Genomic DNA, 22,399 nt, shown 5'->3' on the forward strand with positions numbered 1-22,399 from the left:
GCTGGCTCTATATGTTCTTTAAACATGTGGTTAAGAAACGATTTCTAAAGAGATAGCCGGCACGAACCTTCGGCTCCATGGCAACCACCCGCGGAATCCCGACAATGGAACCAGTCCTCGATCTTCTTGTCTCGATCTGCAGCATCGCGACGCTTGGCCAGTATGTCTGGTCGATGCGGGCGCATTTCCAATCGCAGGCGATGTCTCCAGGCGCCATGGTGATTTCGGCGGCGGTCATCGCCACGGCGCTGTTCTTTCTCGCCATCCTTTGGATCCAATCGCAGCCGGGTTCGGCAAAGCTCACCGGACTTGCCGTCGAACTGGCGAGCTCTGCCCTGTTCTGGTGGGCGATTGTCACGTCGCGCAAGGCGCGATTGCGCTTCGCCTTCGCACCCGACGATCCGCACAGCCTGCTGACCGACGGCCCCTACGGCCATGTCCGCCACCCCTTCTATACGTCCTACATCGTCTTCTGGATCGGGTGGGGGATCGCGACCTGGTCGATCTGGGCGGTGGTGCCGGTCGCCGGAATCGCTATCCTCTATGTGTTTGCGGCGCTGGACGAAGAGAAGAAATTTTCGCGCACGCCGCTGGCCGGAGCCTACGCGGACTATCGCGTACATGCCGGCCTGTTCTGGCCTCGGCTGGGGTGGTAGCGAGCACCGGGGCAGGGTAGGTTCTACTGAACTCAGGGGTCACCAGAGATGAAGATCATTGCCTGCGGCAGCGTGCCGACCATCATCGCACCGGAGAAGTATTTCACCGGCCGCGTGCTGCAGACGCCCATCATCGAGAAGGAAGCGCCGGCGCGGCTGCGGGCCACGCTGGTCAGCTTCGAGCCTGGCGCGCGTACCCACTGGCACACGCATCCGCTCGGCCAAACGCTCTATGTCACGTCGGGCGCCGGCCTTGCGCAGACATGGGGCGGGCCGATCCAGGAGATCAAGGCGGGCGACGTGATCTCGTTCGAGCCGGGCGAGAAGCACTGGCACGGCGCGGGTCCAAAGACGACAATGACCCACGTCGCCATGCAGGAAGCGCTGGACGGCGTCCACGCAGATTGGATGGAAGCGGTCACCAGCGAGCAGTATGGCGGCTGAGGTCTGCTCCTGACAAAAACCCGGCTCGAAGCCGGGTTTCACGTCTCGGTGCCGCCAGTTCAGGTCAGCGATGCCGTGAACCGCTGGATGCGGGCGCAGGCTTCCTCCAGCAGCGTCTCCGACGTGGCGTAGGAGATGCGGAAGTTGGGGCCGAGGCCGAAGGCCGAGCCGAACACCACTGCGACACCCTCGCCTTCGAGCAATTCGGAGCAGAAAGTCTCGTCGGTGTCGATTATCTTGCCGGCTTTGGTCTTCTTGCCAATCAGCTGGGCGCAGGACGGGTAGACATAGAAGGCGCCTTCCGGCGACGGGCAGGTTATGCCGCGCGCCTGGTTGAGCATCGACACGACGAGGTCGCGACGGCCCTGAAAGATCGCCTTGTTCCTGGCGACGAAATCCTGCGGGCCGTTGAGCGCCTCGACAGAGGCCCATTGCGCGATGGTGCAGGCGCCCGAGGTCTGCTGGCCCTGGATCATGTCCATCGCCTTGATCAGCTGGACGGGACCCGCGGCATAGCCGATGCGCCAGCCGGTCATGGCGTAGGCTTTCGAGACGCCGTTCATGGTCAGCGTGCGCTCGTAGAGTTTCGGCTCGACCTCGACGATCGTCCTGAAGACGAAGTCGCCATAGGTCAGGTGTTCGTACATGTCGTCGGTCAGTGTCCAGACATGCGGATGCTTCAAGAGCACGTCGGCCAGCGCGCGCAGCTCGGCTTCCGTGTATGCGGCGCCGGACGGGTTCGACGGCGAGTTCATCAACAGCCATTTGGTCTTCGGCGTGATCGCCTTTTCCAGCACGGCGGGAGTCAGCTTGAAACCATTGTCGATCGAAGTATCGGCGAACACCGAGGTGCCGCCGCAGATCGCCACCATTTCGGGATAGCTGACCCAATAGGGGCGGGGGATGATGACCTCGTCGCCTGGGTTCAGCGTCGCCATGAAGGCGTTGAACAGGATCTGCTTGCCGCCGGTGCCGACAATGGTCTGCTCGGGCTTGTAGTCGAGATTGTTCTCGCGCTTGAATTTTTTCGCGATCGCCTCGCGCAGCGGCGCGATGCCCGAAACCGGCGGGTACTTGGTCTCGCCGCGGCGGATCGCCTCGATCGCCGCATTCTTGATGTTGTCGGGCGTGTCGAAATCCGGTTCGCCGGCGCCGAGGCCGATAATGTCGCGGCCGGCATTTTTCAGCTCGCGGGCTTTCTGCGTCACCGCGATGGTGGCGGAAGGCTTTACGCGGGCAAGGGCGTCGGCAAGAAAGGCCATGACCAGATATCTCCAGAGGGGTCGGCGCAACCGCAAACAGCTGCGGCGCTTCTCATGTCGCATCGACCCGGCAAGTGCAAGCATTGTCGGATGAGCCAGGGTCAAGGACCCGTGGAGATCGGCTTTTCGGAGCGCGTGCATGAGGGTTTCACTCTGCGTTGCGGGCTCTGCAATCGACGGCTTATCCCCGGCAAGACTAAATTCATCAACGGCCGCTAAAACCTTTGACGGCAGGATCGCCAGCCATTTCGCCTGTCTCGCGGAGCGAGGGACCCTTGTCGCGCAGCACCGGGCTTGCCCACATCATCCGTCACGATGACGGCACCGCTTCAGGTGTCTGGGGTCCCTACACGCTGCAGAGCGCCTTTCAGCCGATCTTCGCCTTCAAGGACGGCAAGCTCTCGATCGCAGCGTTCGAGGGGCTGATCCGGCCGTTTCGTGACGGCGAGCCGCAATCGCCGATGAACTTCTTCCGCACCTGTCCGGCCGGCGACCGCCTGCATATCGAGGCGCTGACGCGCACGCTGCATTTGCTCAATGCCGGCGCCTGCCTGCCGCAAGAGGCTTCGATCTTCGTCAATTTCGATCCGTCGGTGTTTACCGAGCGCTCCATCGCCGATAACGCGCTGCGCGACATGCGGCTGGTGCTGCACGAAGCCGGGATCGATCCGCGCCGCATCGTGTGCGAGGTGACCGAGCAGAAGTCGGCGTCGCAGGAAACGCTCTACAGCTTTGTCGAGGCGCTGCGGGCCAATGGCTTTCGCATTGCCGTCGACGATTACGGCGCCGATGAATCCGACATCAACCGCATCAAGGAGCTCAAGCCCGACATCGTCAAATTCGATGCGCACTGGATCACGCAGCTCATGGAATCCGGCGCCGGCTTTGCCCTGCTGACTGCCATGGTGACGAACTTCGAACTACAGGGCATCCGCACGGTGTTCGAAGGCATCGAGGAAGGCTGGCAGCTTGAATTGGCCGAGAAATCCGGCGCATCGATGGTGCAGGGCTTCGTGCTGGCGAAGCCGGAACTGGCGCCGACCAGCTTTCGCGCTTTCGGCAAGGATGGGCAGCCATCTGTCGCGGCGGCCGAGCCTGGCAAGACGCCTGCCGGCCCGACTGCAGCGCCTCCGGCGCGGCCGGGCAGGGTGTTCGGGCGCAGGACCGGGCCATGACCGGGCAACGCGATAGGCGTCGCGATATCGGCGAAGCGATCTTTGCCGACGAGGTCGGCATCGAATACGGCGTCTACGGCGCGTTCCGGCTGAAGAGCGCCTACCAGCCGATCTTTGCGCCACGCGGTGGCGCGTTGGCCGCGGTTGCCGTCGAGGCGCTGATCGAACCGCAGCGCGCCTCCATGCCGGTTGCACCGGCCATGTTCTTCGACAGTGTTGCGCCGGGCGACCGCCTGTTTGTCGAGACGATGTGCCGGATGCTGCATCTGAAAAACTTCCGCAACATCGGCGTCGACGGGCTCGGCCTGTTCTTCAATTACAACCCGATGATCAACGATCATCTGGGGCGGGCGCTGGCCGAGATCCGGCTGATGACGCGGCATCTCGGCGATCTCGACCTGCATGCCGCCATGCTGGTCTGCGAGATCACCGAACAGGCGGCCGACGACAATGTGCTGGCCCCGCTGGTGCGCGAGATGCGGCGCCACGGCATCCGCATCGCCATCGACGATTTCGGCACCGGCCACTCGACCGCGGAGCGGATGAACCTGCTCCAGCCGGAGATTGTGAAGATCGACGGCGGCTGGTTCGCCGAATTCTGCCGCCACGCTGCCGCCGAGCGCTTCTTCCGGCCGCTCGTCTCGTCGCTGCACGATCGCGGCGCCAAGGTGCTGGTCGAAGGCATCGAGCAATCCGTGCATCTGCGCGTCGCGCTGGATGGCGGCGTCGACCTGCTACAGGGGTTCCATCTCGGCCGCCCGGCGCTGGCCGGCACGATCTTCAACCGGGAGCCGCTGTCGATCGAGGCGCTGCTTGGCGCCGACAACAAGGTGGTGCCGCTGCATCTGCGGCGCTGATTTGTATTCGCGCTTGCCGCCGCTTCGCGGCTCGTTCCGGACGGGACGCCAACGGGCGCGATGCCCGGTTGGGCTTGCGGCCTTCGGCCGTAGCGCGCATTCAAAGAGGGCGAAGTCGGCCCGCGTGAAGTTCAGCCAAAGCCTGCTCGGCAAACTTATCCAGCCGGCCAGCCTTGGCGTCCGCCTCGATCTGCATATCCCACACCTCTGCCCGATACGCTGCGAACCATTTGGTAAGGCCTTTAGTTCTTTGGTGTTCAGGGCTGCGATGGATCTTTCAATCTGTTCGAGCTTGGTCATGGGGCGAAACTAGCATGGCCATCGTCCAATTCCAGACAAACAAAAAGGCGGGATAAATCCCGCCTTCCCATTTTCGGTAGCCTGATCGGAGCTTTAAGTCCGGGCCGGCAGCTATCTGCTGATCCAGCTTGTCGGGTCTTTCCGCTCCAGCGCGCTTCTCGCGCGACCGTCAGTACATCCGTGACTTGCCGCGCGCCCCGAACTCTCGTCCGGCGCGCGCTATCGCAAAATCAGGCTGCCTTGCTCAGAGAACCAGCGGACGACTTGCCTGTGCGGCGGTCCTGCTCGATCTCGAAGTTGATTTTCTGGCCTTCGACCAGGGTCGACAGTCCAGCGCGCTCGACAGCGGAGATGTGAACGAAAACGTCCGCACCGCCCGAATCAGGCTGAATGAAGCCGAAGCCCTTGGTGGCATTGAACCACTTGACCGTACCAGTTGCCATATGAATAGTCCTCGCATTTGCTTTGGTTTGACCGAACCGAGGTTCAGCCGGTTTGTATCGAGATTTTGGAGATAGACGTCAGCAAACGCGAAGATCGCGAGGCCCGGATCGATCGGCCGAAATATCAATGGAGCTGATATAGGCGGGTTTCGCACCAAAAACAAGATGGCTCGAAAAATGGCGTTGCGGTGGCGCCGCCCAAAGGCCGCCCCAATCGCATGAAAGCGTCGAGCAATCGGGAAGACCGGGACGCCCGACGGCGTTAGTCCGGTTTTGGGAGACTGTCATGAAAACGGTTGTGAAAACCATTCTGCTTGCCGCCTGCCTGACGCTGGCGGCCGCCGAGGCGCAGGCGAACTCGCGCTACGACCCCACTCGTATGAGCTGCGACAGGGTGCAAGGCACGATCGCCCGCCAGGGCGCGGTCATCCTGCGCTATCAGTCCAGGCGCGTGCCGGGGCTGCCGCTCTTCGACCGCTATGTGCAGAGCCAGCAATTCTGCAATGTCGGCGAGGTCAGGAAGCGCGCCTATGTGCCGAGCGCCGACACCGAATCCTGCCCGGTCTATCTCTGCAAGCGGATCGAGAACGACCATTTTCACCGCCGCTTCCTGCGCCGTCATTAGGGCATATTGATATTCAGGTGAGGCCGGCCTGCGAACGATGGTCTTCTGCGCTTCCGGTGCCCACGTACATTAAGTACGCTCCGCTCCGGTTCTCGAAGACCATAGTTCTCGGTGCGGCCTGACCTGAATCTCAACATACCCAGCCGGCATACCATTCAAGCTCTTAGAACCCGAACGAGACCTGCGCCGCCGGCGGCGGGCCGACGCGCACGCCTTCCATGGCCAGCATCTTTTCCTTGGTGGCCGAGCCGCCGGGCGCCGAGAAGCCGCCGATCTTGCCGCCCGCGGCTAGAATCCGATGGCAGGGGATGACCAGCGGCACCGGGTTGGCGCCCAGCGCTGCCCCGGTTTCGCGCGGCAGGCCGGCTTGGCCGGCGCGCTTGGCCAGTTCGCCATAGGTGGTGGTTTCGCCGTAATACAGTTTTCGCGCCGCGTCGTAGATGGCGAGACGGAAGTCGTCGACGCCGTCGAGATCGACCGGCACACCGGAGAAATCGACGTCCTCGCCTGAGGCATAGGCCTTGATCGAGGCGATGAGCTCGACCACCCATTGCGGCTGCCCAATGTTCGCAGTGGTATTGGCGGCAACACCGGCATGCCGCATCAGCCGGCGTTCCACCGCTTCGCGGCTCCTTTCGGGCAGGCAGAGCCGGATCAGGCCCTTATCGCTCCAGGCGATGCCGATGAAGCCGATCACTGTTTCTAACACTGCGTGGCCGGCTGTGATCGAAGATGCCGTTTCCATGATGCGCTCCTTTCCGCAAAGCGGCGAAAACCGGGATGCCAACCGGTACATATGCAGAACAATATGGCATCTGATCCCGGCTCTCGCCACCCGAAAACCACCAGATGGTCCCGATTGCCCACCAGGAATCGCTGGTGTAAGGACTTCTTAACAACGACAAATCGGACCCGCGCGGCTTGCCAGCAAAATTCAACCTTTTCGCGATCTCTGTGATCGTCGGCGCAGCTGCCCTCAGCGGCTGCCAATCGACCTCGCAGATGAAGGCCACGCCTGCGCTGACCGAAACCGCGACCACCGCCGGCAGCGATGCCGGCTTCACCGTGCCGCTGCCCGATACGGTTTCGGTGCTGCCGCAATCCTCGGGCATAACACCCGTTCAGTCGGCCGAAGCGACGCCGGCGACGCCAGCGCTCGATGCCGCCCCGCAGCCGGCTGCCGCGACCGCGGCCTTTGCCGGCGCGACGCCCACGGCCCCGGCCCTGCCTGCGGTGATGGCCGCCAACGCCTGGCAGGCGCCTGCGCCCGCCAAGGCCGGACAGCCGGTCGCGGCGCAATATACGACCGCCAGCCTTGTCATGCCGGCGACCGCCAAGGGCGGCCAGAACGCCATGCCCGGCGTGCAGCAGGTAGCCTATGTCGTGCCGCAGAACCCTGCTTCCCTGGGCCAGTTCCCCGCCGCGCCCCTCGGTCTCCCGGAAGAAGAGCATGCGACCGGCATGCGCGGCGACGTCGACCGGCTGATCCAGAAATACGCTGCTCTCTACGAGGTGCCGGTCGATCTGGTGCGCCACGTCGTCAACCGCGAAAGCACCTACAATCCCAAGGCTTACAATAACGGCCATTGGGGGCTGATGCAGATCAAGCACGCGACGGCGCGCGGCATGGGCTATGACGGGCCGGCCAAGGGCTTGTTCGACGCCGAAACCAATCTGAAATACGCGGTCAAATATCTGCGTGGCGCCTGGCTGGTGGCGGGTGGCAACGCCAAGAAGGCCGATTGGCTCTACCAGACCGGCTATTATTTCGACGCCAAGCGCAAAGGCCTGCTCGAGGCCACCGGCCTCGGTGTCGACCGCAAGCGCCGCCGGCTGCAGCCCGACGCCTGAGCGCGATGCCTGAACCGCGCCCGCCGGCTCCAAACGACATCCGGCTGCGCAAAATCCTCGACGAGACGCTCGTTGCACCGCACTGGCCGGCCGGCTTTACCATGCGCTGCTTCGAACATGGTGACGCGCAGCCCTTGCATGCGCTTTTGACCGAGGTGTTCGACGACGGCACCGACGGCCCGTTCGACGAATGGTGGCCGCGCATATCCAGCGATGCCGAATTCGACCCGGCGCTGTGTTTCCTGGTCATCGACGCCAAGGGACGGCTGGCGGCCGCAGCGCTGTGCTGGACCAGGGCCTTCGTCAAGGACCTCGCGGTCCATCCCGAAGCGCGCGGCAAAGGCATTGGCGAAGCGCTGATGTGGCAGGCTTTCAACGCCTTTCGCGATCGAGGCGCGGCCCATGTCGACCTCAAGACCAACACGGTCGAGAACGCCGCCGCGCTCGGGCTCTACGAGCGGCTGGGAATGGTGCCTGTCGCCTGGGAAGGGTAAGGGCTTTTTTCTTGCCGCAATTCCCTGGGGAAAACGCTACGCGCTTTTCCCAGGAAAACCGGTTCCCACTTTTCCTGGAATTGCTCGAGCGCTGTTGAAATCCTTCGGATTGTGAACTGCTTCACATAGGCCGCCGCAACCGGATGCTACCTCACCATCCATGCCTTTCGACCGATGGCGGATCGACGACTGGCAGATGTGGAGGGGCTGCACCGGCATGTGTTCAGCCACTCCTTGGCGGGTCCCAGGCGGGGGTTTGGGGCCCGCCAGTCGTTTTACGGCAGCCCTCAGATATCGGGCGCATTGCCGATCTTCTTTTTGAGCTCAAGCGCCCAGGCGCGGCCCTCGTCGCCGCCCCACAGCAGCCAGGCGATATGGCCGGCCGATGGATTGTCTTCATTGCCGTAATTCTTGCCGCGCTTGTCGACCTCGTGGCGGGCGAAGTAGCTGACCATGCGGCGGATAGTGGATGGCGCCAGCTTTTCGCGGTTCTTGAGTTCCGTCGCCCGCGCCACGCCGATCTCGGTGCCGCCCCGGCCGAATTCTCTTCGCAGCCTCAACCCCTTGGCGGCATTGTCGGCCACCACTTGCGGGCAGCGCAGATCGATCTCTTCATCCTCTTGCATGTGTCTCCCCAGCTCCGGAAATCTAACCTGCAGACGCAATACAAGTGCAACCGGCTCCCAATGCAGCGCCGTCCATTAGGATCAGCGCGCCATCGGCATCTGCGAGATCCTGTGGAACCTTATGGATTTCACGCCTGAGGGTCGGCCGAACTGGAACGAACAGCTGCAATATGGCGAGGCGTGCTGTCCTGAGGTTTGTCCGCCAGGGGCTCGGGACGGCTCTTCGGCAGATGGTCGCTGACGAATAGTTCTCCGGACGCAACCCTGCCGCCAATGCCGCGTTTGATTAGCCGAGGGAAATTTTCAAATCGGAGACCTCAGATGAAAACGCTTCTCACCATTGCCGCCGTCGCCTTGTTCGCCGGTGCCCCTGCCGCCTTTGCGGCCAACTCGACTGCGGTCGCGCCTGCCATGGCCGCCAGCAAGGTCGATACCCCAACCTTCGTCAAGACGGTGCCTAGCTCCAACGAATTCGAAATCCAGTCGAGCAAGCTCGCCGAGGAGAAATCCAAGGCGGCTGACGTCAGGAAATTCGCCAAGCAGATGGTCAAGGACCACACCAAAGCCGGCAAGGAGTTCAAGGCGGCGCTGAGCCAGGGCCAGACCACCGGTTCGACCAAAGCCGCGGGGCCGGCCCTGCAGCCGAAGGAGCAGGCAATGCTCGACGAGTTGAAGAGCGCAAGCGGCAAGGATTTTGACGCCAAGTACATCCAGATGCAGACGGACGCGCACAAGGAGGCCGTAGCCCTTTTCAGCAGCTATGCCAACTCGGGCGACGACCCGGCGATGAAGGAATTCGCCAAGAAGACGCTGCCGACGCTGCAGATGCACGAGAAGCACGTCAAGGAACTCGCGGCCGCGCATCAGGGTTGAGGGTTGGTGACTGGCCAGCAATAGCATTCTACGGCGCCCCCTCTGTCTTGCCGGAGATGTCCCCCACGAGTGGGGAGATCAGCAGCGTCGGCGCCGTGCTTTTCTAGCGACGGTGAAAATTGGCGAAGGCTGAGGCGACAGCCAATCTCCCTCCTTGTGGGGGGAGATGTCCGGCAGGACAGAGGGGGCGCCGTAGAGTGCGACGGCCGATGCCTGCCGTTGGCAAGGCATTGCGGCAAAGTGGCTCTGTGGCTGCGCCGGCAGTGACATACATTGCCGCCACCAATTCAATGGAGCTCCCATGCCCAAGATCGACCTGTCCACCGTGCCTGTCCGCAAGGGCTCCGGCTACCCCGCACCCTTCGACGCCCCTTGCGCCGAGCGCACACGCCACCGCCTCGGCGATGCCGGCGGCCTCACCGATTTCGGCGTCAACCTGATGACATTGCCATCAGGCGGCTGGTCCAGCCAGCGCCACTGGCACAGCCATGAGGACGAGCTTGTCTATGTGCTGGAAGGCGAACTGGTGCTGGTCGAGGATGGCGGCGAGACGCTGCTCAAGGCCGGCGATTGCGCGACCTTCGCCAAGAACAGCGGCAACGGCCACCACATGATCAACCGCTCGTCCACAACGGCGCGCTATCTCGAGGTCGGGTCGCGCAATCCGGATGATCTCATCACTTGCTCCGACATCGACATGATGAGCCCGAGTTCGGACGGCAGGTTTCTGCACAAGGACGGCATGCCCTATCCGGGGCAGGGGTGAGCGCTGGACCATGCTTCGGCGCTGGTGTTCGCTGGGCGACAGGATAAGTTCCTCACGATTAAAGGTGGCGCCGGCCCCCTCATCCGACCGCTTCGCGGCCACCTTCTCCCCGCTGGGGAGAAGAGGGAAGCGCTGGCGCTCGCAGTCTCCTCTCCCCTCGGGGGTCTGAAGGACGGGCGAGACACGTGGCTCGCCCCGGAACGGTCAGCCGAGCGAAGCGGAGGCTGGGTGAGGGGGCCTTGGCGCCAGCTTGGCAAACAAGGGGAAGATCACCATGAAAAAAGAAGTCATCGAAGTGCCCGTCATGTCGGCCAAGGTGCGGGCGCTCGGGCTGCCGTGCTCGACGGCGGTGAGGGCCAATGGCTTCGTGTTCATATCGGCGACGCCGCCGGTGGACATGGTGACCGGCGAGATGGTGCGCGGCGACATCGAGGTGCAGACCGAGGCGTCGCTGAAGGCGTTGAAGCACTGCCTGGAAGCGGCCGGCACCTCGCTGGAAAACGTGGTGATGGTGCGCATCTACGCCGTCAATTCCGGTTTCTACAACGCCATTAACCGGGTCTATTCCAGGTATTTCAGCGTGAACCCTCCGGCGCGGAGTTTCGTGCCGGTGGCGTCATGGCCGATGGAGTTCGATATCGAGATCGAGTGTGTGGCGGTGGCGTGAAGGGCTGGACCCCATGCCCTCCGTTTTAGGTAGAGGTCACTTTGGCCCTTCTAGGAGCCTAAACCAATCTTTCACCGTCAATTTCAGGCGATCAATTTCGTCTTCGGCAAGCAAGCCGCAGTGAGCGATAGGCCCTCGAAGCATATTCAATGAAAACATTACTCGGCCAAGAGCTTTCTGATTGCTAAGAATCCCGCCAAATAGAACCCAATTCGAGCGGATTATCTCACCGAGTTGACCGAACGAAACGTAATCAAGTTCATTTTCGGATCGGCTTGTGACGGCGGCTTCTTGCTCTCTTTGTTGATTAAATTTGCATTCTTCCTTTGCGCTACCAGGGGAGTATTGATCCCACCAATCAACGCCATAAGACTCAGTTAAGGTTTCATCAATCAATTTTCTAATGTCATTCTCAAGCATATAAAATAGTCGATAATACTGAGACATGAGGTCCGCATTCTCGCGTACGTCACTGGAGAATTGGTTTATTGACGCGAAAATCTCTGGTTCTTTTTCAATTTTTCTACCAACTGTTTCGCTCGGAGAGATGCCGTCGACCGCCATTTTTAGAGAGGCGCATTTAAGTATAAATAGCTCAATTTTATCCGAAGTGGTCATTTCATTAAATTTTCTTTGATGCTCTTAAATATCGCGTTCAAAACGTTCAAATCGGACGTTTCCGGTAATACAATATTTATGTTGTATAGTAACCCAATTTCCCGCGATGACCCGCTGCGTACTTCGGGCCGTACGGGTAGGTTGTTTTCCACGGAGTCCGCCAATTCGTGGGTCTCTGCGTTCGGAGAGTTCAGGTCTAGGTTTGCGGGGATGTAGGATTTGATAACATTAAATGTGCTGCGGATGGCCATCGCAACAGGATCGCTCGGCTTTAGACCGGTTATTTCAACAATTATGTCTTTGAGTTTCGATTCCTCGGCCGAATGTGCGTATTCGCTCCGCCGAAAAATTTCTTGAAAGGCGCTTCGCAGGCCTTGCAAAGCTGCCGCACCTCGACCGCTGTCAGTTCTAAATTTTGTGTATATTTCAGTCGGCGTGCCGTCGCCACTGAGGAAGTTCATTTTCTTTAGTACTGGAATTGTGGCCCTGGCTGATCCACCCGAGAGCTTAAGCACATTTTCAAGAAAATCGACGCTGAACCTCTCTGGCCGCTGCGCTTCAATTAAGCGATCAAGTGCTTTCTTTAAGGTACCGCTAGAAGTTAAGTAAGGTAGATTTCCGGGTATTTTCCGCTGCGGTTTTGTTTGCTTCTCGCCATCGGGCTGATCTGGGGCGTCAGAGTTGTCATTGTTTTGATCAGCCTCAATCTTCGTTGCCATTTTCCACCCCATTTATTTGAGATAAGATTGGCAGATAAATCGATGCTTATCAATTGCAGGCAACCGTGGTTACAGTGACGCCGAGTTGCCCCAGCGCGAGACGGTACGATTTCTGATTGTTTGTCCAAGATGGTCAGTAGTATTGCACTACGACGGTTGAGAGCCACGTCGGCGGGACAGCGCCCCCTCTGGCCTGCCGGCCATCTCCCCCACAAGGAGGGAGATTAGCTAATCGCCTAAGCAAAATACTCCTGCAGCGGCCGAACCTCCAGGCTCCCTGCCTTCAGCGCCGCAATCGCTTCCGCCACCGCCGCAGCGCCTGACAGCGTCGTGTAATACGGTACCTTCTGCATCAGCGTCGCGCGACGCAGTGACTTCGAGTCCGACACCGCCTTCTGGCCATCAGTCGTGTTGAAGACGATCTGGACCTGGCGGTTGCGGATGGCGTCTTCGATGTGGGGGCGACCTTCAAGCACCTTGTTGATCTTCTGGGCGTCGACGCCGTTTTCGGCGAGGAAGCGGGCCGTGCCGGATGTCGCGAGCACCTTGAAGCCCTGGCCGGCGAGGCGCTTGACCGCCGGCAGGATGCCGGCCTTGTCCTCGTCGCGCACCGAGACGAACAGCGTGCCGGAGCGCGGCAGGTCGACGCCGGCGCCGAGCTGGCTCTTGGCGAAGGCGAGCGCAAAGTCGCGGTCGAGGCCCATGACCTCACCGGTCGAGCGCATTTCCGGGCCGAGCAGGATGTCGACGCCGGGGAAGCGGGCGAAGGGGAAGACGGCTTCCTTGACCGCGATGTGGCCGGGGTTGCGCGGGTCGGGCATGGCGCCGTAATGGGCGAAGGCGTCTTCCAGCTTCTCGCCGGCCATGATGCGTGCGGCGATTTTCGCGATCGGACGCCCGATGGTCTTGGCGACGAAGGGCACGGTGCGCGAGGCCCGCGGGTTGACCTCCAGCACATAGACCGTGCCGTCCTTGATCGCATATTGCACGTTCATCAGCCCGCCGACATTGAGCGCGCGGGCAAGTGCAGCCGTCTGGCGCTCCAGCTCGTCGACGAGGTCCGAAGGCAGCGAGTGCACGGGGAGCGAGCAGGCGCTGTCGCCCGAGTGAATGCCGGCCTCTTCGATGTGTTCGAGAATGCCCGACACAAAGGTCGAGGTGCCGTCGCACAGGCAGTCGACATCGACCTCGATGGCGCCGGAGAGATAGGTGTCGAACAGCAGCGGGTTCTTGCCCAGCAGCGTGTTGATCTGGCCGGTCTTGTCGTTGGGGTATTTCTGCTTGATGTCCTCCGGCACCAGGCCGGGCACGGTGTCGAGCAGATAGGATTGCAGCATGCCCTCGTCATGGATGATCTGCATGGCGCGGCCGCCGAGCACGTAAGAGGGGCGCACCACAAGCGGGAAGCCGAGCTCGCCGGCGACGAGGCGGGCCTGCTCGACCGAATAGGCGATGCCGTTCTTCGGCTGGCTGAGGTTGAGCTTGTGCAAGAGCTTCTGGAAACGGTCGCGGTCTTCGGCCAGATCGATCATGTCGGGTGACGTGCCCAGGATCGGGATGCCGGCCTTCTCCAGCGCATCGGCCAACTTCAGCGGAGTCTGGCCGCCGAACTGGACGATGACGCCGACCAGCTCGCCCGAGGCCTGTTCGGCGCGCAGGATCTCCAACACGTCCTCCGCCGTCAGCGGCTCGAAATAGAGCCGATCGGAGGTGTCGTAGTCGGTCGAGACCGTCTCGGGGTTGCAGTTGATCATGATCGCTTCATAGCCGGCGTCGCGCAGCGCGAAGGCGGCATGGCAGCAGCAATAGTCGAACTCGATGCCTTGGCCGATGCGGTTGGGACCGCCACCGAGGATGACGACCTTCTTGCGTGAGGAGACCTGCGCCTCGTTGGCGAGCGCGCCGGCGAAGGGTACTTCATAGGTCGAGTACATGTAGGCGGTGGGCGAGGCGAACTCGGCCGCGCAAGTGTCGATGCGCTTATAAACCGGATGAACGTCGAGCTTTTCGCGAGTCCTTTGAATCACTTCGGCGTCGGTCTTCGTCAACGACGCGAGGCGGGCGTCGGAGAAGCCCATCGCCTTCAGCATGCGCAGGTTGACGGCGTCTTGCGGAATGCCGTGCTCGCGGACGCGGGCTTCCATGGCGACGATACCGGCGATCTGTTCGAGGAACCACGGGTCGATCTTGCACATTGCGTGCACGTCTTCCAGCGAGGTGCCCATGCGGATCGCCTGCGCCACCATGCGCAGCCGGTCGGGCGTCGGCGTGCCGAGCGCTGCGCGGATGGCGTTGCGGTCGTCGGCGTGGTTGGCAGCTACGGCGCCGTGGCCGAGGCCGGGGATTTCGATTTCGTCGAGACCAGTCAGGCCGGTTTCCAGCCCACGCAGCGCCTTTTGCAAGGACTCCTGGAACGTGCGGCCGATGGCCATGACTTCACCGACCGACTTCATGGCGGTGGTCAGCACCGGCTCCGCGCCGGGGAATTTCTCGAAGGCAAAGCGCGGGATTTTTGTGACGACGTAATCGATGCTTGGCTCGAAGGAGGCGGGCGTGGCGCCGCCGGTGATGTCGTTCTCCAGCTCGTCCAGCGTGTAGCCGACGGCGAGCTTGGCCGCGATCTTGGCGATCGGGAAGCCGGTCGCCTTCGAAGCCAAAGCGGAACTGCGCGAGACGCGCGGGTTCATCTCGATGACGACCAGCCGACCATCGGTCGGGTTGACGGCGAACTGCACATTGGAGCCGCCGGTCTCGACGCCGATCTCGCGCAGCACCGCGATCGAGGCGTTGCGCATCATCTGGTATTCCTTGTCGGTCAAGGTCAGCGCGGGGGCGACGGTGATCGAGTCACCGGTGTGTACGCCCATCGGGTCGATGTTCTCGATCGAGCAGACGATGATGCAATTGTCCGCCTTGTCGCGGACGACCTCCATCTCATACTCCTTCCAGCCGAGCACGCTTTCCTCGATCAGCACTTCGGTGGTCGGCGAGGCGTCGAGGCCGGACTGGACGATGTCGTAGAATTCGGCGCGGTTGTAGGCGATGCCGCCGCCGGTGCCGCCCATGGTGAAGGACGGGCGGATGATGGCGGGCAGGCCGACATGGTCGAGCGCCTGCGCGGCGATCGCCATGCCGTGGCTGATGTAGCGCTGCTTGCGGTCGCCTTCGCCGAGATTCCAGCGGGTTTCCAGCGCGTCGAGCGCGGCATCGAGGTCGGCAGGCGCCTCGGCCTTTACGGCGGCGCGCTCGGCCTCGTGCGTCTTGCGGTCGGCGTTCTTGACATCGGTGGCATTGGCAAGCATCGACTTCGGCGTTTCCAGGCCGATCTTCTTCATCGCCTCGCGAAACAGCGCCCGGTCCTCAGCCTTGTCGATCGCCGTGGCGTCGGCGCCGATCATCTCGACATTGTAGCGTTCGAGCACGCCCATGCGGCGCAGCGACAGAGCAGTATTGAGCGCGGTCTGGCCGCCCATGGTCGGCAGCAGCGCGTCGGGCCGCTCCTTGGCGATGATCTTGGCGACGACTTCAGGCGTGATCGGCTCGATATAGGTGGCGTCGGCCAGTTCCGGGTCGGTCATTATGGTGGCCGGGTTGGAATTGACCAGGATGACGCGAAAGCCCTCCTCCTTCAGCGCCTTGCAGGCCTGTGTGCCGGAATAATCGAACTCGCAGGCCTGGCCGATGACGATGGGGCCGGCCCCGATGATCAGGATCGACTTGATGTCGGTGCGTCTTGGCATCGTTGTGAGTTCCGTTCGGCGAGCGGCTTGCACGAAAAACCGGGACGGGAAGACCCGGCCGGTTGTGCTTGCGATTCTGGTATCAGGCTAGGAGGGCCTTATAGGGAAGAGTTTTGGGAGATGTAACCCCGAAAATGAGGCTAGGCAGTAGGGATTAGGCAGTAGGGATCAGGCAGTGGGGATTAGGCAGGAGCGAGGTTAAGGCGCCTATTGCCCATTCCCTACTGCCTGACACCTAATCCCCCAGCGCGAGCTGATCCGTAATCTCAAACCGCTCTGATACCCCGACGCGGATCATGTTGAGGGCGCCTTCCCTTGTGAAGCGGAACTCGCTGGGCGAATCCGAGTTGGCCGGCATCCCGGCAGAGAAGGAGATGACGCGGGTGCCGCCGTCGGGCCAGGTCACGGTGATATCGGCCTTGTCAGTGCCCTTGTGGACGATGTTGACGGCGCAGCGGGTCATCGGCTGGCCGACATAGCGCGCGCAGGGGATGTCGGCGGTGGCGCCGGGGGCGGGCGGGGGTTCCAGCCGTGCAACGGTTTGCGTAGCGGTCGCAGCTTTGGCCTGGTCTGGCCGTGGCGTCGGGGATAGTACCCCCGGCGCGGACGCTGTATCCGGCGCTGCTCCCGCAGACGCGGCGGCGGCGAGTTCCGGCGTCCCTGTGGCCTCCGTTGCCGGAGCCTCTGTGGCAGGGATTTCATCCGTCGGCGGACTTTCATTCGCTGCGAAGGCAAGGCCGTAAGCATCCTGCATGGCGGTCCTGCCGATCTCGGCGGCGGACTTCGGCGCGCCTGGATTCGTGCCGCCAAGGCGCTCCGTCAGGTCGAGTGGAGCCGGCGCGGGTGCAGCCGGGGTGGGTGGAGCCTGAGTGGGTGCAGCCGGAGCGGCAGAGGCGGCAGGTGCAGTCGTCCGGGGCGCTGCGGCCACGTCGGCCGGCTGCGTCGACATGTCGGGCGCGAGCGCGGGGCCGCCGGCTTCAGCGCTGGCGGTCACCTGGGGCGGCGCGGCGTCTACTTCGACCACGGTCGGATTGTCGGGGATAAGATAGCGCGCGGGCGCCCAGCCTTTGACCAGTGGATTGTCGATCTCCTCGACCTTGCACCAGCGGTGGCCGTCCACTTCGTTGCAGCCGAAATTCCTGACGCTCGAGCCGATCGGCAGGCGCGCCTGGGTTCTGCCGACCGGCGAGGGCGTGGCGCGGATGTTGAGGAGATCGCCTGGGCCGAGTTCGGTCACGATGGAAACGATGTCGGCAGGCGCGTCCTCGGCATTCGCCGGCAAGCTCACCAACAACGGGCCCATGAGCAACAGCCCCATGCGCAACGGGGCCCGCAGGAGCGGAGCGCCAGTCAGTCGATGCAAAATGGTTCGGATTGTGCGCCTCATCATTTGGCCGTGCGCCGATTACCCTTGCGGCAGCAATCCGCCGTATGCCAAGGCGGTTTTATAAGGGACGATACGCGGCCATGTAAGTCTGAAAATGCGTCCGATGTTTGGTGCCGCGAGGCGGAAGCAGGGCGCAGCCGTGCGGTCAAGCGGAGCCTTGCCAAGAGGGTTTGGGCATGAAGCCGGTCCTCAGCGCATGCGCCCATTCCGGTCGGCCCGCCTGTGCGGCCTGTCTCGCCGCCGCTTCGTGGTCGTAGTCGACGGCGATGGTCTCGAAACGGTCTGGACCATCGCCATCCAAGGTGAGGATGCCGTAGCGCGCATGCGGGCTGCCTTGCTCCGAAACATGCGCCGGGGGCGTGTCATCTTCATAGGCGGGGGCGCCGACGCTGCCGGGATTGAAGAGGAAGGGGCCGCCGGGGATACGGACCAGTTCCGCGCGGTGGCTGTGGCCGCACAGCACGACGCGGCAGGCCGGGTCCAGCGCCTTCAACCGCCGCTGAATAGCGGCAAGCGGCGCGCGCACCAGTTGGCCATCGACGATCGCGTCGAGCAGGTATTTCTCGTCATGGTCGGGCCGCGCATGGAAAGCGACCACGCCGGGAACAATCTCCAGCGTGAAGGGCAGGGCGAGCAGCGCTTCGCGCTGCGCCTCCGTCAGCCGCTCCTGTGCATAGCGGTCCGAAGCCCACATCGTATCGTCGGCCGGATCGACGGCGACGCGGCGGTCATGGTTGCCGCGCACCGTCGGCAGGTCGATCGCTTCGAGCCGCTCGAACGTCTCGCGCGGCCAGAGCGGGCCGGAGACACAGTCGCCAAGGTTGACGGTGAGATCGGCGCCGCCGCGCCGCGCTAGATCGGCGAGCACGGCATCCAGCGCCAGCACATTGCCATGGATGTCGGCGAGAACGGCAATGCGCATGCGGCGGGCTCCTTGGTGCAGCCCGTTGAGGCTTGCGGCCCGTCTTCGTTATCAAGCCCCTGCCTTCATTATCAAGCCCTTGAGATCGTTCGAGACAGCCGGGAGCCCCGCCTATCGCGGAAGCACTCCATCTGCTAGCGTCCACGCCGCTCCAGAGTTCATCCGGGGGAGGACAGGCGATGACCCGCGACCAGATGGTTGCCCACCTTCGCGCCGCCAATGACGTCGCGCGCGAGACTGCCGCGCACGGGCACCATCCTTTCGGCTGCGTGCTCGTCGGCCCCGACGATCGCATCCTGATGCGGCAAGGCAACATCAACACCGTGCGCCACGCCGAAACCGAGCTCTCCCGGCGTGCCGCCGACACCTATCCGCCGGATTTCCTCTGGTCCTGCACGCTGGTCACAACCGGCGAGCCCTGTGCGATGTGCACGGGAACGCTGTACTGGGCGAATATCGGCCGGCTGGTCTACGGCTTCGAGGAAACCAAGCTTCTCGCGCTGACCGGCAATCACGCAGAGAACCCGACGATGAACCTCTCGTCGCGCACAGTCCTCGGCTCCGGGCAGAAGCCGGTCGAGGTCCACGGCCCTTTCCCCGAGATGGACGAGGAACTCCTCGCCCCGCATATCGGTTTTTGGCAGCGCTAGGAGCGGCCTGACTTCGGCACCAGCTACGCCGGCATTTCGATGTCGTGGCCGCCGACGATGGGTAGAGCCGGGTCATCTCCGGCCGCCGCAATCACGCTGTCGAGCAGGCCGGGGAAGCGGGCGTCGAGGTCGGCGCGGCGCAGCGTGATCATCCGGTTGGTGCCGGCCACTTCGGCGCGGGTGACGCCGGCCTCGCGCAGTTTGGCCAGGTGATAGCTGAGATTGGTCTTGGAGCCGAGGTCGAGGAACCGGCTGCAGTTCAGCGGCACGCCTTCCTTGCTGGCGAGATAGCGCACGATGGCGAGCCGGGTCGGGTCGCCAAGCACGCCGAGCACAACCGGCAGGCTGATCTGGTCTGTATTGGGGTGCGGCAAAGTCATGGCCCGAAACTAAGCACAGTCGGTGGCGATTTCAACGCGTCGATCTTTCGCGGGCATGCACAGTCCGTTTCGCGATTGGCCCAATGGCTGTCCTGACACAGGGCTGTCAGCAGGCTTCAGCTATTTTCACCTGGCTTCATTGACATCATGTCCTGTTATGTCCAATTGTTCAATAAGTTTTGAACTAAGGACACGCCCTATGGACAAGCGCCTCTTCTGGCTTGCGCTCGGATCGTTCACGATCTCGACCGAAGGCTTCGTCATCTCCAGCCTGCTGCCTGATATCGCCACCGACGCCCGCATTTCCATTCCGCTCGCCGGCACGCTGATCACCGCCTTCGCGCTGGCTTACGCCATCGGCACGCCGATCCTGGCAACGCTGACCGGCGAATGGGACCGGCGCCGCGTCATCTTGTGGACGCTGGCGTTCTTCGTCATCGGCAATGTGGTGGCGGCGCTGAGCTCGTCCTTCGAGCTGCTGCTCATTGCCCGCATCATCATGGCGCTGTCGTCAGGCCTGTTTGCCGCGACCGCTCAAGGCACGGCGGTGGCGCTGGTCGATGACCACCACCGGGCGCGGGCCATTGCAGTCGTCGTCGGCGGAACCACGGTGGCGGTTGCGCTGGGTGCACCGCTCGGCGCGCTGGTTGCCACGATAGCCGGCTGGCGCGGGACCTTCTTTGCCATTGCCGGGCTCGGCGCGCTGGTCGGCGCCATCCTGTGGTACCGGCTGCCGCGCGGCATTGTCGGCACCAAGCTGCCGCTCAGGCGGCGGCTGGCTGCGGCGCTGCGCCCCGGCGTCATGCCGATCCTGTTGACCACCGCTCTTGCCCTGATCGGCGCCTTCTCGGTGTTTTCCTATATCGCGCCGCTGGCCATCCAGAGCGGCGGCCTCAGCCCGATTGCGCTGCCCGGCATGCTGCTCGCCTTCGGTGTCGGCGCCGTCATCGGCAACATAGCCGGAGGCCAGGCGGCCGACCGTTTTGGTGCGACGCGCACCGTCGGCTGGTCGCTGGCGCTGAGCGCCGTCATGCTGGTGATGCTCTCGGTCATCCCGACCTTCCTGCCGCAGCATCTCGCCGGGCCGGCATTGATGGCCATGATGGTGCCGTGGGGCATGGTCGGCTGGGCATTTCCGCCGGCGCAGGCCAGCCGCATCATCAAGCTGGCGCCCGACGCCGCCCCGATCGTGCTGTCGCTCAACGCTTCGGCGCTCTATCTTGGCGTGGCGCTGGGTGCTGTGGTCGGCGGCGCCGTGCTGCGCTACGGCGTGCCGGCCGATCTCGGCTTGGTCGCCGCCATCTTCCCGCTGATCGGGCTTGGCGTGGTGCTGGCCGGCCGCTGGGCGGCCCGGCCGGTCGCCATGCCGGCGGAATAGACCTTTGCAAATCACTGGCGGCCGCTCTTTCAGCTTGAAGGGGCGGCCGCGGGCACGTCGTAGTCCAGCGCCGCGACTTCATCCAGCATAGCGCGCAGATCTGCCGCTCGTTGCGGGCCGACCAGCGCCTCGAAGCGCTGCTGGGCAATGGTCCACAATTTCGTCGTCTCCTCGAGCTTGGCCAGGCCTTGGTCGGTCAGCCGCACCCGCTTGACGCGGCGATCGTCCTTGTCAGCGAAGGTGTCGACATAGCCGTCGCGGATCAGCGGCTTCAGCGTGTGGCCGAGCGCCGAGAGATCCATGACCATCGCTTCGGCTATCGTGCCCATCGCCGGCTCGTTGCTCACATGGATCTGATAGAGCAGACCGTACTGCGTGCCCTTCAGACCCGAAAGCGAGATTACATCGTCATAGAAGCGGCCGAGCTTGCGCGCGGCGCGCCGCAGCGTGGCGTTGTTGCAAAGGCTAAATCCCGGCAGCGCGGTCTTGCTCATCACGACTCCTTGCCGGCAAAACCGCTGCCGGCCTGTCGCAGAAATAGTTTCTGCCGCCTCCGTTGACAAGATGGTGGTATATGCCTACTTCCTGAAAGTGGTATATGCCACTAATTGGAAATCAGGGCGAGGCGAGGGTCATCGACCTGTCTCGCCGGGCAAAAAAGGAACAGGACAATGAGTGGACAGGACAACAAGGGTACCGCAGTCGTCACCGGCGCGTCGGCCGGCATCGGCGCGGTCTATGCCGACCGGCTGGCCGGGCAGGGCTACGATCTGGTGCTGGTGGCGCGGCGCGCCGACCGGCTGGAGGAACTGGCTGAAAAGCTGCGTTATGCCTATAAGCGCAAGGTCAGCGTGATATCAGCCGATCTTGCCGACGACAATGATGTGCGCCGCGTCGAGCAGGCGATCGCAGCCGACGACAGCGTCACGCTGCTGGTCAACAATGCCGGTATGGGCGGCCAGCAGGTGGTGGCAACGGCCGACGCCGACGAGGCCGAGCGCATGATCAAGGTCAACGTCATCGCCTTGACCCGCCTGACCCGCGCCGTTCTGCCGGGGCTTCTTGCGCGCAACCGCGGCGCCATCGTCAACATCGCCTCTGTGCTCGCCTATGATACCTCGTTCGGCGGCATCTACAGCGGCACCAAGGCCTATGTCGTCAACTTCACCGAGGCCCTGCACCGCGAAGCCGCCGGCACCAATGTGAAGGTGCAGGCGGTGCTGCCGGGCGCGACCCGCACCGATTTCTGGGAGCTCGCCGGTGGCGACATCGACAATTTGCCGAAGGAGATCATCATGACCGCCGACGATATGGTCGATGCCGCGCTTGTGGGCCTATCCAGGGGCGAAGCCGTCACCGTGCCGGCACTGGCCGATGCGGGGAAGCTCGACACGTTCCTCGGCGCCCGGCAGGCCTTCTATGGCAGCCTGCACGCCGACAAGCCCGCGGCCCGCTACGCGGCCTGAGAGTAGCGGGGTAGCGTGGCGTACCCAGCCCCCCCCCCCCGAACCCGCCTGGGGGGAGAGTCTAAGGGGGGGGCCCCCCGGGGGCGGGGAAGGACCGCAA

At 63.1% G+C, this 22,399-nt stretch carries 24 protein-coding genes; 13 read left to right on the top strand and 11 right to left on the bottom strand.

Annotated elements, in window-relative coordinates; genetic code table 11:
• Positions 1–104 precede the first annotated feature (104 nt).
• Positions 105–656 (top strand): methyltransferase family protein, encoded by a 552-nt coding sequence (locus NKI15_RS19705; RefSeq protein ID WP_027049933.1) that lies wholly within the window; start codon positions 105–107, stop codon positions 654–656.
• Between the two features lie 48 nt (positions 657–704).
• The gene (locus NKI15_RS19710) at positions 705–1,100 is read left to right on the top strand and encodes a (R)-mandelonitrile lyase (RefSeq protein ID WP_023683764.1); all 396 of its coding nucleotides are present in this window, start codon (positions 705–707) and stop codon (positions 1,098–1,100) included.
• Between the two features lie 59 nt (positions 1,101–1,159).
• Here NKI15_RS19710 and NKI15_RS19715 read toward each other — a convergent pair whose 3' ends face one another.
• Positions 1,160–2,362 carry a pyridoxal phosphate-dependent aminotransferase gene (locus tag NKI15_RS19715; RefSeq protein WP_352886640.1) on the bottom strand — a complete coding sequence of 401 codons (1,203 nt, stop codon included), beginning with the start codon at positions 2,360–2,362 and terminating at the stop codon, positions 1,160–1,162.
• A 275-nt stretch (positions 2,363–2,637) separates the two neighbouring features.
• Here NKI15_RS19715 and NKI15_RS19720 point away from each other — a divergent pair, with 275 nt between their 5' ends.
• Both NKI15_RS19720 and NKI15_RS19725 read left to right on the top strand, forming a co-directional pair.
• Positions 2,638–3,537, top strand: coding sequence for an EAL domain-containing protein (locus tag NKI15_RS19720; RefSeq protein WP_023728195.1), 900 nt, complete (start codon positions 2,638–2,640; stop codon positions 3,535–3,537).
• A complete protein-coding gene (locus NKI15_RS19725; RefSeq protein WP_352513928.1) occupies positions 3,534–4,394 on the top strand; it encodes an EAL domain-containing protein in 861 nt (286 codons plus the stop codon). Before NKI15_RS19720 ends, NKI15_RS19725 begins: the two co-directional genes overlap by 4 nt.
• A gap of 530 nt (positions 4,395–4,924) precedes the next feature.
• On the opposite strand, the gene NKI15_RS19730 is transcribed toward NKI15_RS19725, so the two are convergent.
• Positions 4,925–5,137: a cold-shock protein gene (locus NKI15_RS19730; RefSeq protein WP_015316174.1), complete on the bottom strand. Its 213-nt coding sequence runs from the start codon at positions 5,135–5,137 to the stop codon at positions 4,925–4,927.
• A gap of 298 nt (positions 5,138–5,435) precedes the next feature.
• On the opposite strand from NKI15_RS19730, the gene NKI15_RS19735 reads away from it, so the two are divergent.
• Positions 5,436–5,762: a hypothetical protein gene (locus tag NKI15_RS19735; protein WP_352514044.1), complete on the top strand. Its 327-nt coding sequence runs from the start codon at positions 5,436–5,438 to the stop codon at positions 5,760–5,762.
• 163 nt (positions 5,763–5,925) lie between these two features.
• Here the strand turns inward: NKI15_RS19735 and NKI15_RS19740 are convergent, their stop codons facing one another.
• Positions 5,926–6,507: a methylated-DNA--[protein]-cysteine S-methyltransferase gene (locus tag NKI15_RS19740; RefSeq protein WP_352513927.1), complete on the bottom strand. Its 582-nt coding sequence runs from the start codon at positions 6,505–6,507 to the stop codon at positions 5,926–5,928.
• Positions 6,508–6,683: 176 nt separating this feature from the next.
• On the opposite strand from NKI15_RS19740, the gene NKI15_RS19745 reads away from it, so the two are divergent.
• Together NKI15_RS19745 and NKI15_RS19750 are read left to right on the top strand one after the other, a co-directional pair.
• A complete protein-coding gene (locus tag NKI15_RS19745; protein WP_023749108.1) occupies positions 6,684–7,613 on the top strand; it encodes a lytic transglycosylase domain-containing protein in 930 nt (309 codons plus the stop codon).
• Between the two features lie 5 nt (positions 7,614–7,618).
• Complete coding sequence (locus tag NKI15_RS19750) at positions 7,619–8,107, top strand: GNAT family N-acetyltransferase (RefSeq protein WP_023740207.1); 489 nt, start codon at positions 7,619–7,621, stop codon at positions 8,105–8,107.
• A 287-nt stretch (positions 8,108–8,394) separates the two neighbouring features.
• On the opposite strand, the gene NKI15_RS19755 is transcribed toward NKI15_RS19750, so the two are convergent.
• Positions 8,395–8,733, bottom strand: coding sequence for a hypothetical protein (locus NKI15_RS19755; RefSeq protein WP_023697061.1), 339 nt, complete (start codon positions 8,731–8,733; stop codon positions 8,395–8,397).
• Positions 8,734–9,054: 321 nt separating this feature from the next.
• Between NKI15_RS19755 and NKI15_RS19760 the strand changes: the two genes are divergently transcribed.
• The 3 genes from NKI15_RS19760 to NKI15_RS19770 all read left to right on the top strand — a co-directional run bounded on the left by NKI15_RS19760 (position 9,055) and on the right by NKI15_RS19770 (position 11,039).
• Positions 9,055–9,606: a DUF4142 domain-containing protein gene (locus NKI15_RS19760; protein WP_023672417.1), complete on the top strand. Its 552-nt coding sequence runs from the start codon at positions 9,055–9,057 to the stop codon at positions 9,604–9,606.
• Positions 9,607–9,907: 301 nt separating this feature from the next.
• Entirely contained in the window at positions 9,908–10,372 is a 465-nt protein-coding gene (locus NKI15_RS19765) for a cupin domain-containing protein (RefSeq protein WP_023672418.1), read from the top strand.
• Between the two features lie 274 nt (positions 10,373–10,646).
• Positions 10,647–11,039, top strand: a complete 393-nt coding sequence (locus NKI15_RS19770) for a Rid family hydrolase (protein ID WP_352513926.1) — start codon at positions 10,647–10,649, stop codon at positions 11,037–11,039.
• 36 nt (positions 11,040–11,075) lie between these two features.
• On the opposite strand, the gene NKI15_RS19775 is transcribed toward NKI15_RS19770, so the two are convergent.
• From NKI15_RS19775 to NKI15_RS19795, 5 genes are all read right to left on the bottom strand, one after another.
• The gene (locus tag NKI15_RS19775; RefSeq protein ID WP_352513925.1) at positions 11,076–11,657 is read right to left on the bottom strand and encodes a Swt1 family HEPN domain-containing protein; all 582 of its coding nucleotides are present in this window, start codon (positions 11,655–11,657) and stop codon (positions 11,076–11,078) included.
• Positions 11,654–12,376 (bottom strand): DUF5343 domain-containing protein, encoded by a 723-nt coding sequence (locus NKI15_RS19780; protein ID WP_352513924.1) that lies wholly within the window; start codon positions 12,374–12,376, stop codon positions 11,654–11,656. Before NKI15_RS19780 ends, NKI15_RS19775 begins: the two co-directional genes overlap by 4 nt.
• Before the next feature lie 236 nt (positions 12,377–12,612).
• Positions 12,613–16,116, bottom strand: a complete 3,504-nt coding sequence (carB, locus tag NKI15_RS19785; protein ID WP_352513923.1) for a carbamoyl-phosphate synthase large subunit — start codon at positions 16,114–16,116, stop codon at positions 12,613–12,615.
• Between the two features lie 235 nt (positions 16,117–16,351).
• Positions 16,352–17,419, bottom strand: coding sequence for an SH3 domain-containing protein (locus tag NKI15_RS19790; protein ID WP_352513922.1), 1,068 nt, complete (start codon positions 17,417–17,419; stop codon positions 16,352–16,354).
• A gap of 229 nt (positions 17,420–17,648) precedes the next feature.
• Positions 17,649–18,425, bottom strand: a complete 777-nt coding sequence (locus NKI15_RS19795) for a metallophosphoesterase family protein (RefSeq protein ID WP_352513921.1) — start codon at positions 18,423–18,425, stop codon at positions 17,649–17,651.
• Positions 18,426–18,604: 179 nt separating this feature from the next.
• On the opposite strand from NKI15_RS19795, the gene NKI15_RS19800 reads away from it, so the two are divergent.
• Positions 18,605–19,075 carry a nucleoside deaminase gene (locus NKI15_RS19800; RefSeq protein WP_023672423.1) on the top strand — a complete coding sequence of 157 codons (471 nt, stop codon included), beginning with the start codon at positions 18,605–18,607 and terminating at the stop codon, positions 19,073–19,075.
• A 23-nt stretch (positions 19,076–19,098) separates the two neighbouring features.
• Here the strand turns inward: NKI15_RS19800 and NKI15_RS19805 are convergent, their stop codons facing one another.
• Positions 19,099–19,455: an ArsR/SmtB family transcription factor gene (locus NKI15_RS19805; RefSeq protein ID WP_023683780.1), complete on the bottom strand. Its 357-nt coding sequence runs from the start codon at positions 19,453–19,455 to the stop codon at positions 19,099–19,101.
• A 199-nt stretch (positions 19,456–19,654) separates the two neighbouring features.
• On the opposite strand from NKI15_RS19805, the gene NKI15_RS19810 reads away from it, so the two are divergent.
• Positions 19,655–20,833: an MFS transporter gene (locus NKI15_RS19810; RefSeq protein ID WP_023683782.1), complete on the top strand. Its 1,179-nt coding sequence runs from the start codon at positions 19,655–19,657 to the stop codon at positions 20,831–20,833.
• Between the two features lie 29 nt (positions 20,834–20,862).
• Here NKI15_RS19810 and NKI15_RS19815 read toward each other — a convergent pair whose 3' ends face one another.
• A complete protein-coding gene (locus tag NKI15_RS19815) occupies positions 20,863–21,327 on the bottom strand; it encodes a MarR family winged helix-turn-helix transcriptional regulator (RefSeq protein ID WP_352513919.1) in 465 nt (154 codons plus the stop codon).
• Between the two features lie 177 nt (positions 21,328–21,504).
• Here NKI15_RS19815 and NKI15_RS19820 point away from each other — a divergent pair, with 177 nt between their 5' ends.
• Positions 21,505–22,299: an SDR family NAD(P)-dependent oxidoreductase gene (locus NKI15_RS19820; RefSeq protein ID WP_352513918.1), complete on the top strand. Its 795-nt coding sequence runs from the start codon at positions 21,505–21,507 to the stop codon at positions 22,297–22,299.
• Positions 22,300–22,399: the final 100 nt, after the last annotated feature.

Origin of the sequence: Mesorhizobium sp. M0862, from assembly GCF_040319795.1 — a bacterium.
GTDB lineage: Bacteria > Pseudomonadota > Alphaproteobacteria > Rhizobiales > Rhizobiaceae > Mesorhizobium.

Excerpts from the sequence above, each read along its gene's own strand:
- NKI15_RS19705 (WP_027049933.1), top strand. The coding sequence starts at position 105 with ATGGAACCAGTCCTCGATCTTCTTGTCTCGATCTGCAGCATCGCGACG.
- NKI15_RS19710 (WP_023683764.1), top strand. The coding sequence starts at position 705 with ATGAAGATCATTGCCTGCGGCAGCGTGCCGACCATCATCGCACCGGAG.
- NKI15_RS19715 (WP_352886640.1), bottom strand. The coding sequence starts at position 2,362 with ATGGCCTTTCTTGCCGACGCCCTTGCCCGCGTAAAGCCTTCCGCCACC.
- NKI15_RS19725 (WP_352513928.1), top strand. The coding sequence starts at position 3,534 with ATGACCGGGCAACGCGATAGGCGTCGCGATATCGGCGAAGCGATCTTT.
- NKI15_RS19730 (WP_015316174.1), bottom strand. The coding sequence starts at position 5,137 with ATGGCAACTGGTACGGTCAAGTGGTTCAATGCCACCAAGGGCTTCGGC.
- NKI15_RS19740 (WP_352513927.1), bottom strand. The coding sequence starts at position 6,507 with ATGGAAACGGCATCTTCGATCACAGCCGGCCACGCAGTGTTAGAAACA.
- NKI15_RS19750 (WP_023740207.1), top strand. The coding sequence starts at position 7,619 with ATGCCTGAACCGCGCCCGCCGGCTCCAAACGACATCCGGCTGCGCAAA.
- NKI15_RS19755 (WP_023697061.1), bottom strand. The coding sequence starts at position 8,733 with ATGCAAGAGGATGAAGAGATCGATCTGCGCTGCCCGCAAGTGGTGGCC.
- NKI15_RS19760 (WP_023672417.1), top strand. The coding sequence starts at position 9,055 with ATGAAAACGCTTCTCACCATTGCCGCCGTCGCCTTGTTCGCCGGTGCC.
- NKI15_RS19765 (WP_023672418.1), top strand. The coding sequence starts at position 9,908 with ATGCCCAAGATCGACCTGTCCACCGTGCCTGTCCGCAAGGGCTCCGGC.
- NKI15_RS19770 (WP_352513926.1), top strand. The coding sequence starts at position 10,647 with ATGAAAAAAGAAGTCATCGAAGTGCCCGTCATGTCGGCCAAGGTGCGG.
- NKI15_RS19775 (WP_352513925.1), bottom strand. The coding sequence starts at position 11,657 with ATGACCACTTCGGATAAAATTGAGCTATTTATACTTAAATGCGCCTCT.
- NKI15_RS19780 (WP_352513924.1), bottom strand. The coding sequence starts at position 12,376 with ATGGCAACGAAGATTGAGGCTGATCAAAACAATGACAACTCTGACGCC.
- carB (WP_352513923.1), bottom strand. The coding sequence starts at position 16,116 with ATGCCAAGACGCACCGACATCAAGTCGATCCTGATCATCGGGGCCGGC.
- NKI15_RS19790 (WP_352513922.1), bottom strand. The coding sequence starts at position 17,419 with ATGGGCCCGTTGTTGGTGAGCTTGCCGGCGAATGCCGAGGACGCGCCT.
- NKI15_RS19795 (WP_352513921.1), bottom strand. The coding sequence starts at position 18,425 with ATGCGCATTGCCGTTCTCGCCGACATCCATGGCAATGTGCTGGCGCTG.
- NKI15_RS19800 (WP_023672423.1), top strand. The coding sequence starts at position 18,605 with ATGACCCGCGACCAGATGGTTGCCCACCTTCGCGCCGCCAATGACGTC.
- NKI15_RS19805 (WP_023683780.1), bottom strand. The coding sequence starts at position 19,455 with ATGACTTTGCCGCACCCCAATACAGACCAGATCAGCCTGCCGGTTGTG.
- NKI15_RS19810 (WP_023683782.1), top strand. The coding sequence starts at position 19,655 with ATGGACAAGCGCCTCTTCTGGCTTGCGCTCGGATCGTTCACGATCTCG.
- NKI15_RS19815 (WP_352513919.1), bottom strand. The coding sequence starts at position 21,327 with ATGAGCAAGACCGCGCTGCCGGGATTTAGCCTTTGCAACAACGCCACG.
- NKI15_RS19820 (WP_352513918.1), top strand. The coding sequence starts at position 21,505 with ATGAGTGGACAGGACAACAAGGGTACCGCAGTCGTCACCGGCGCGTCG.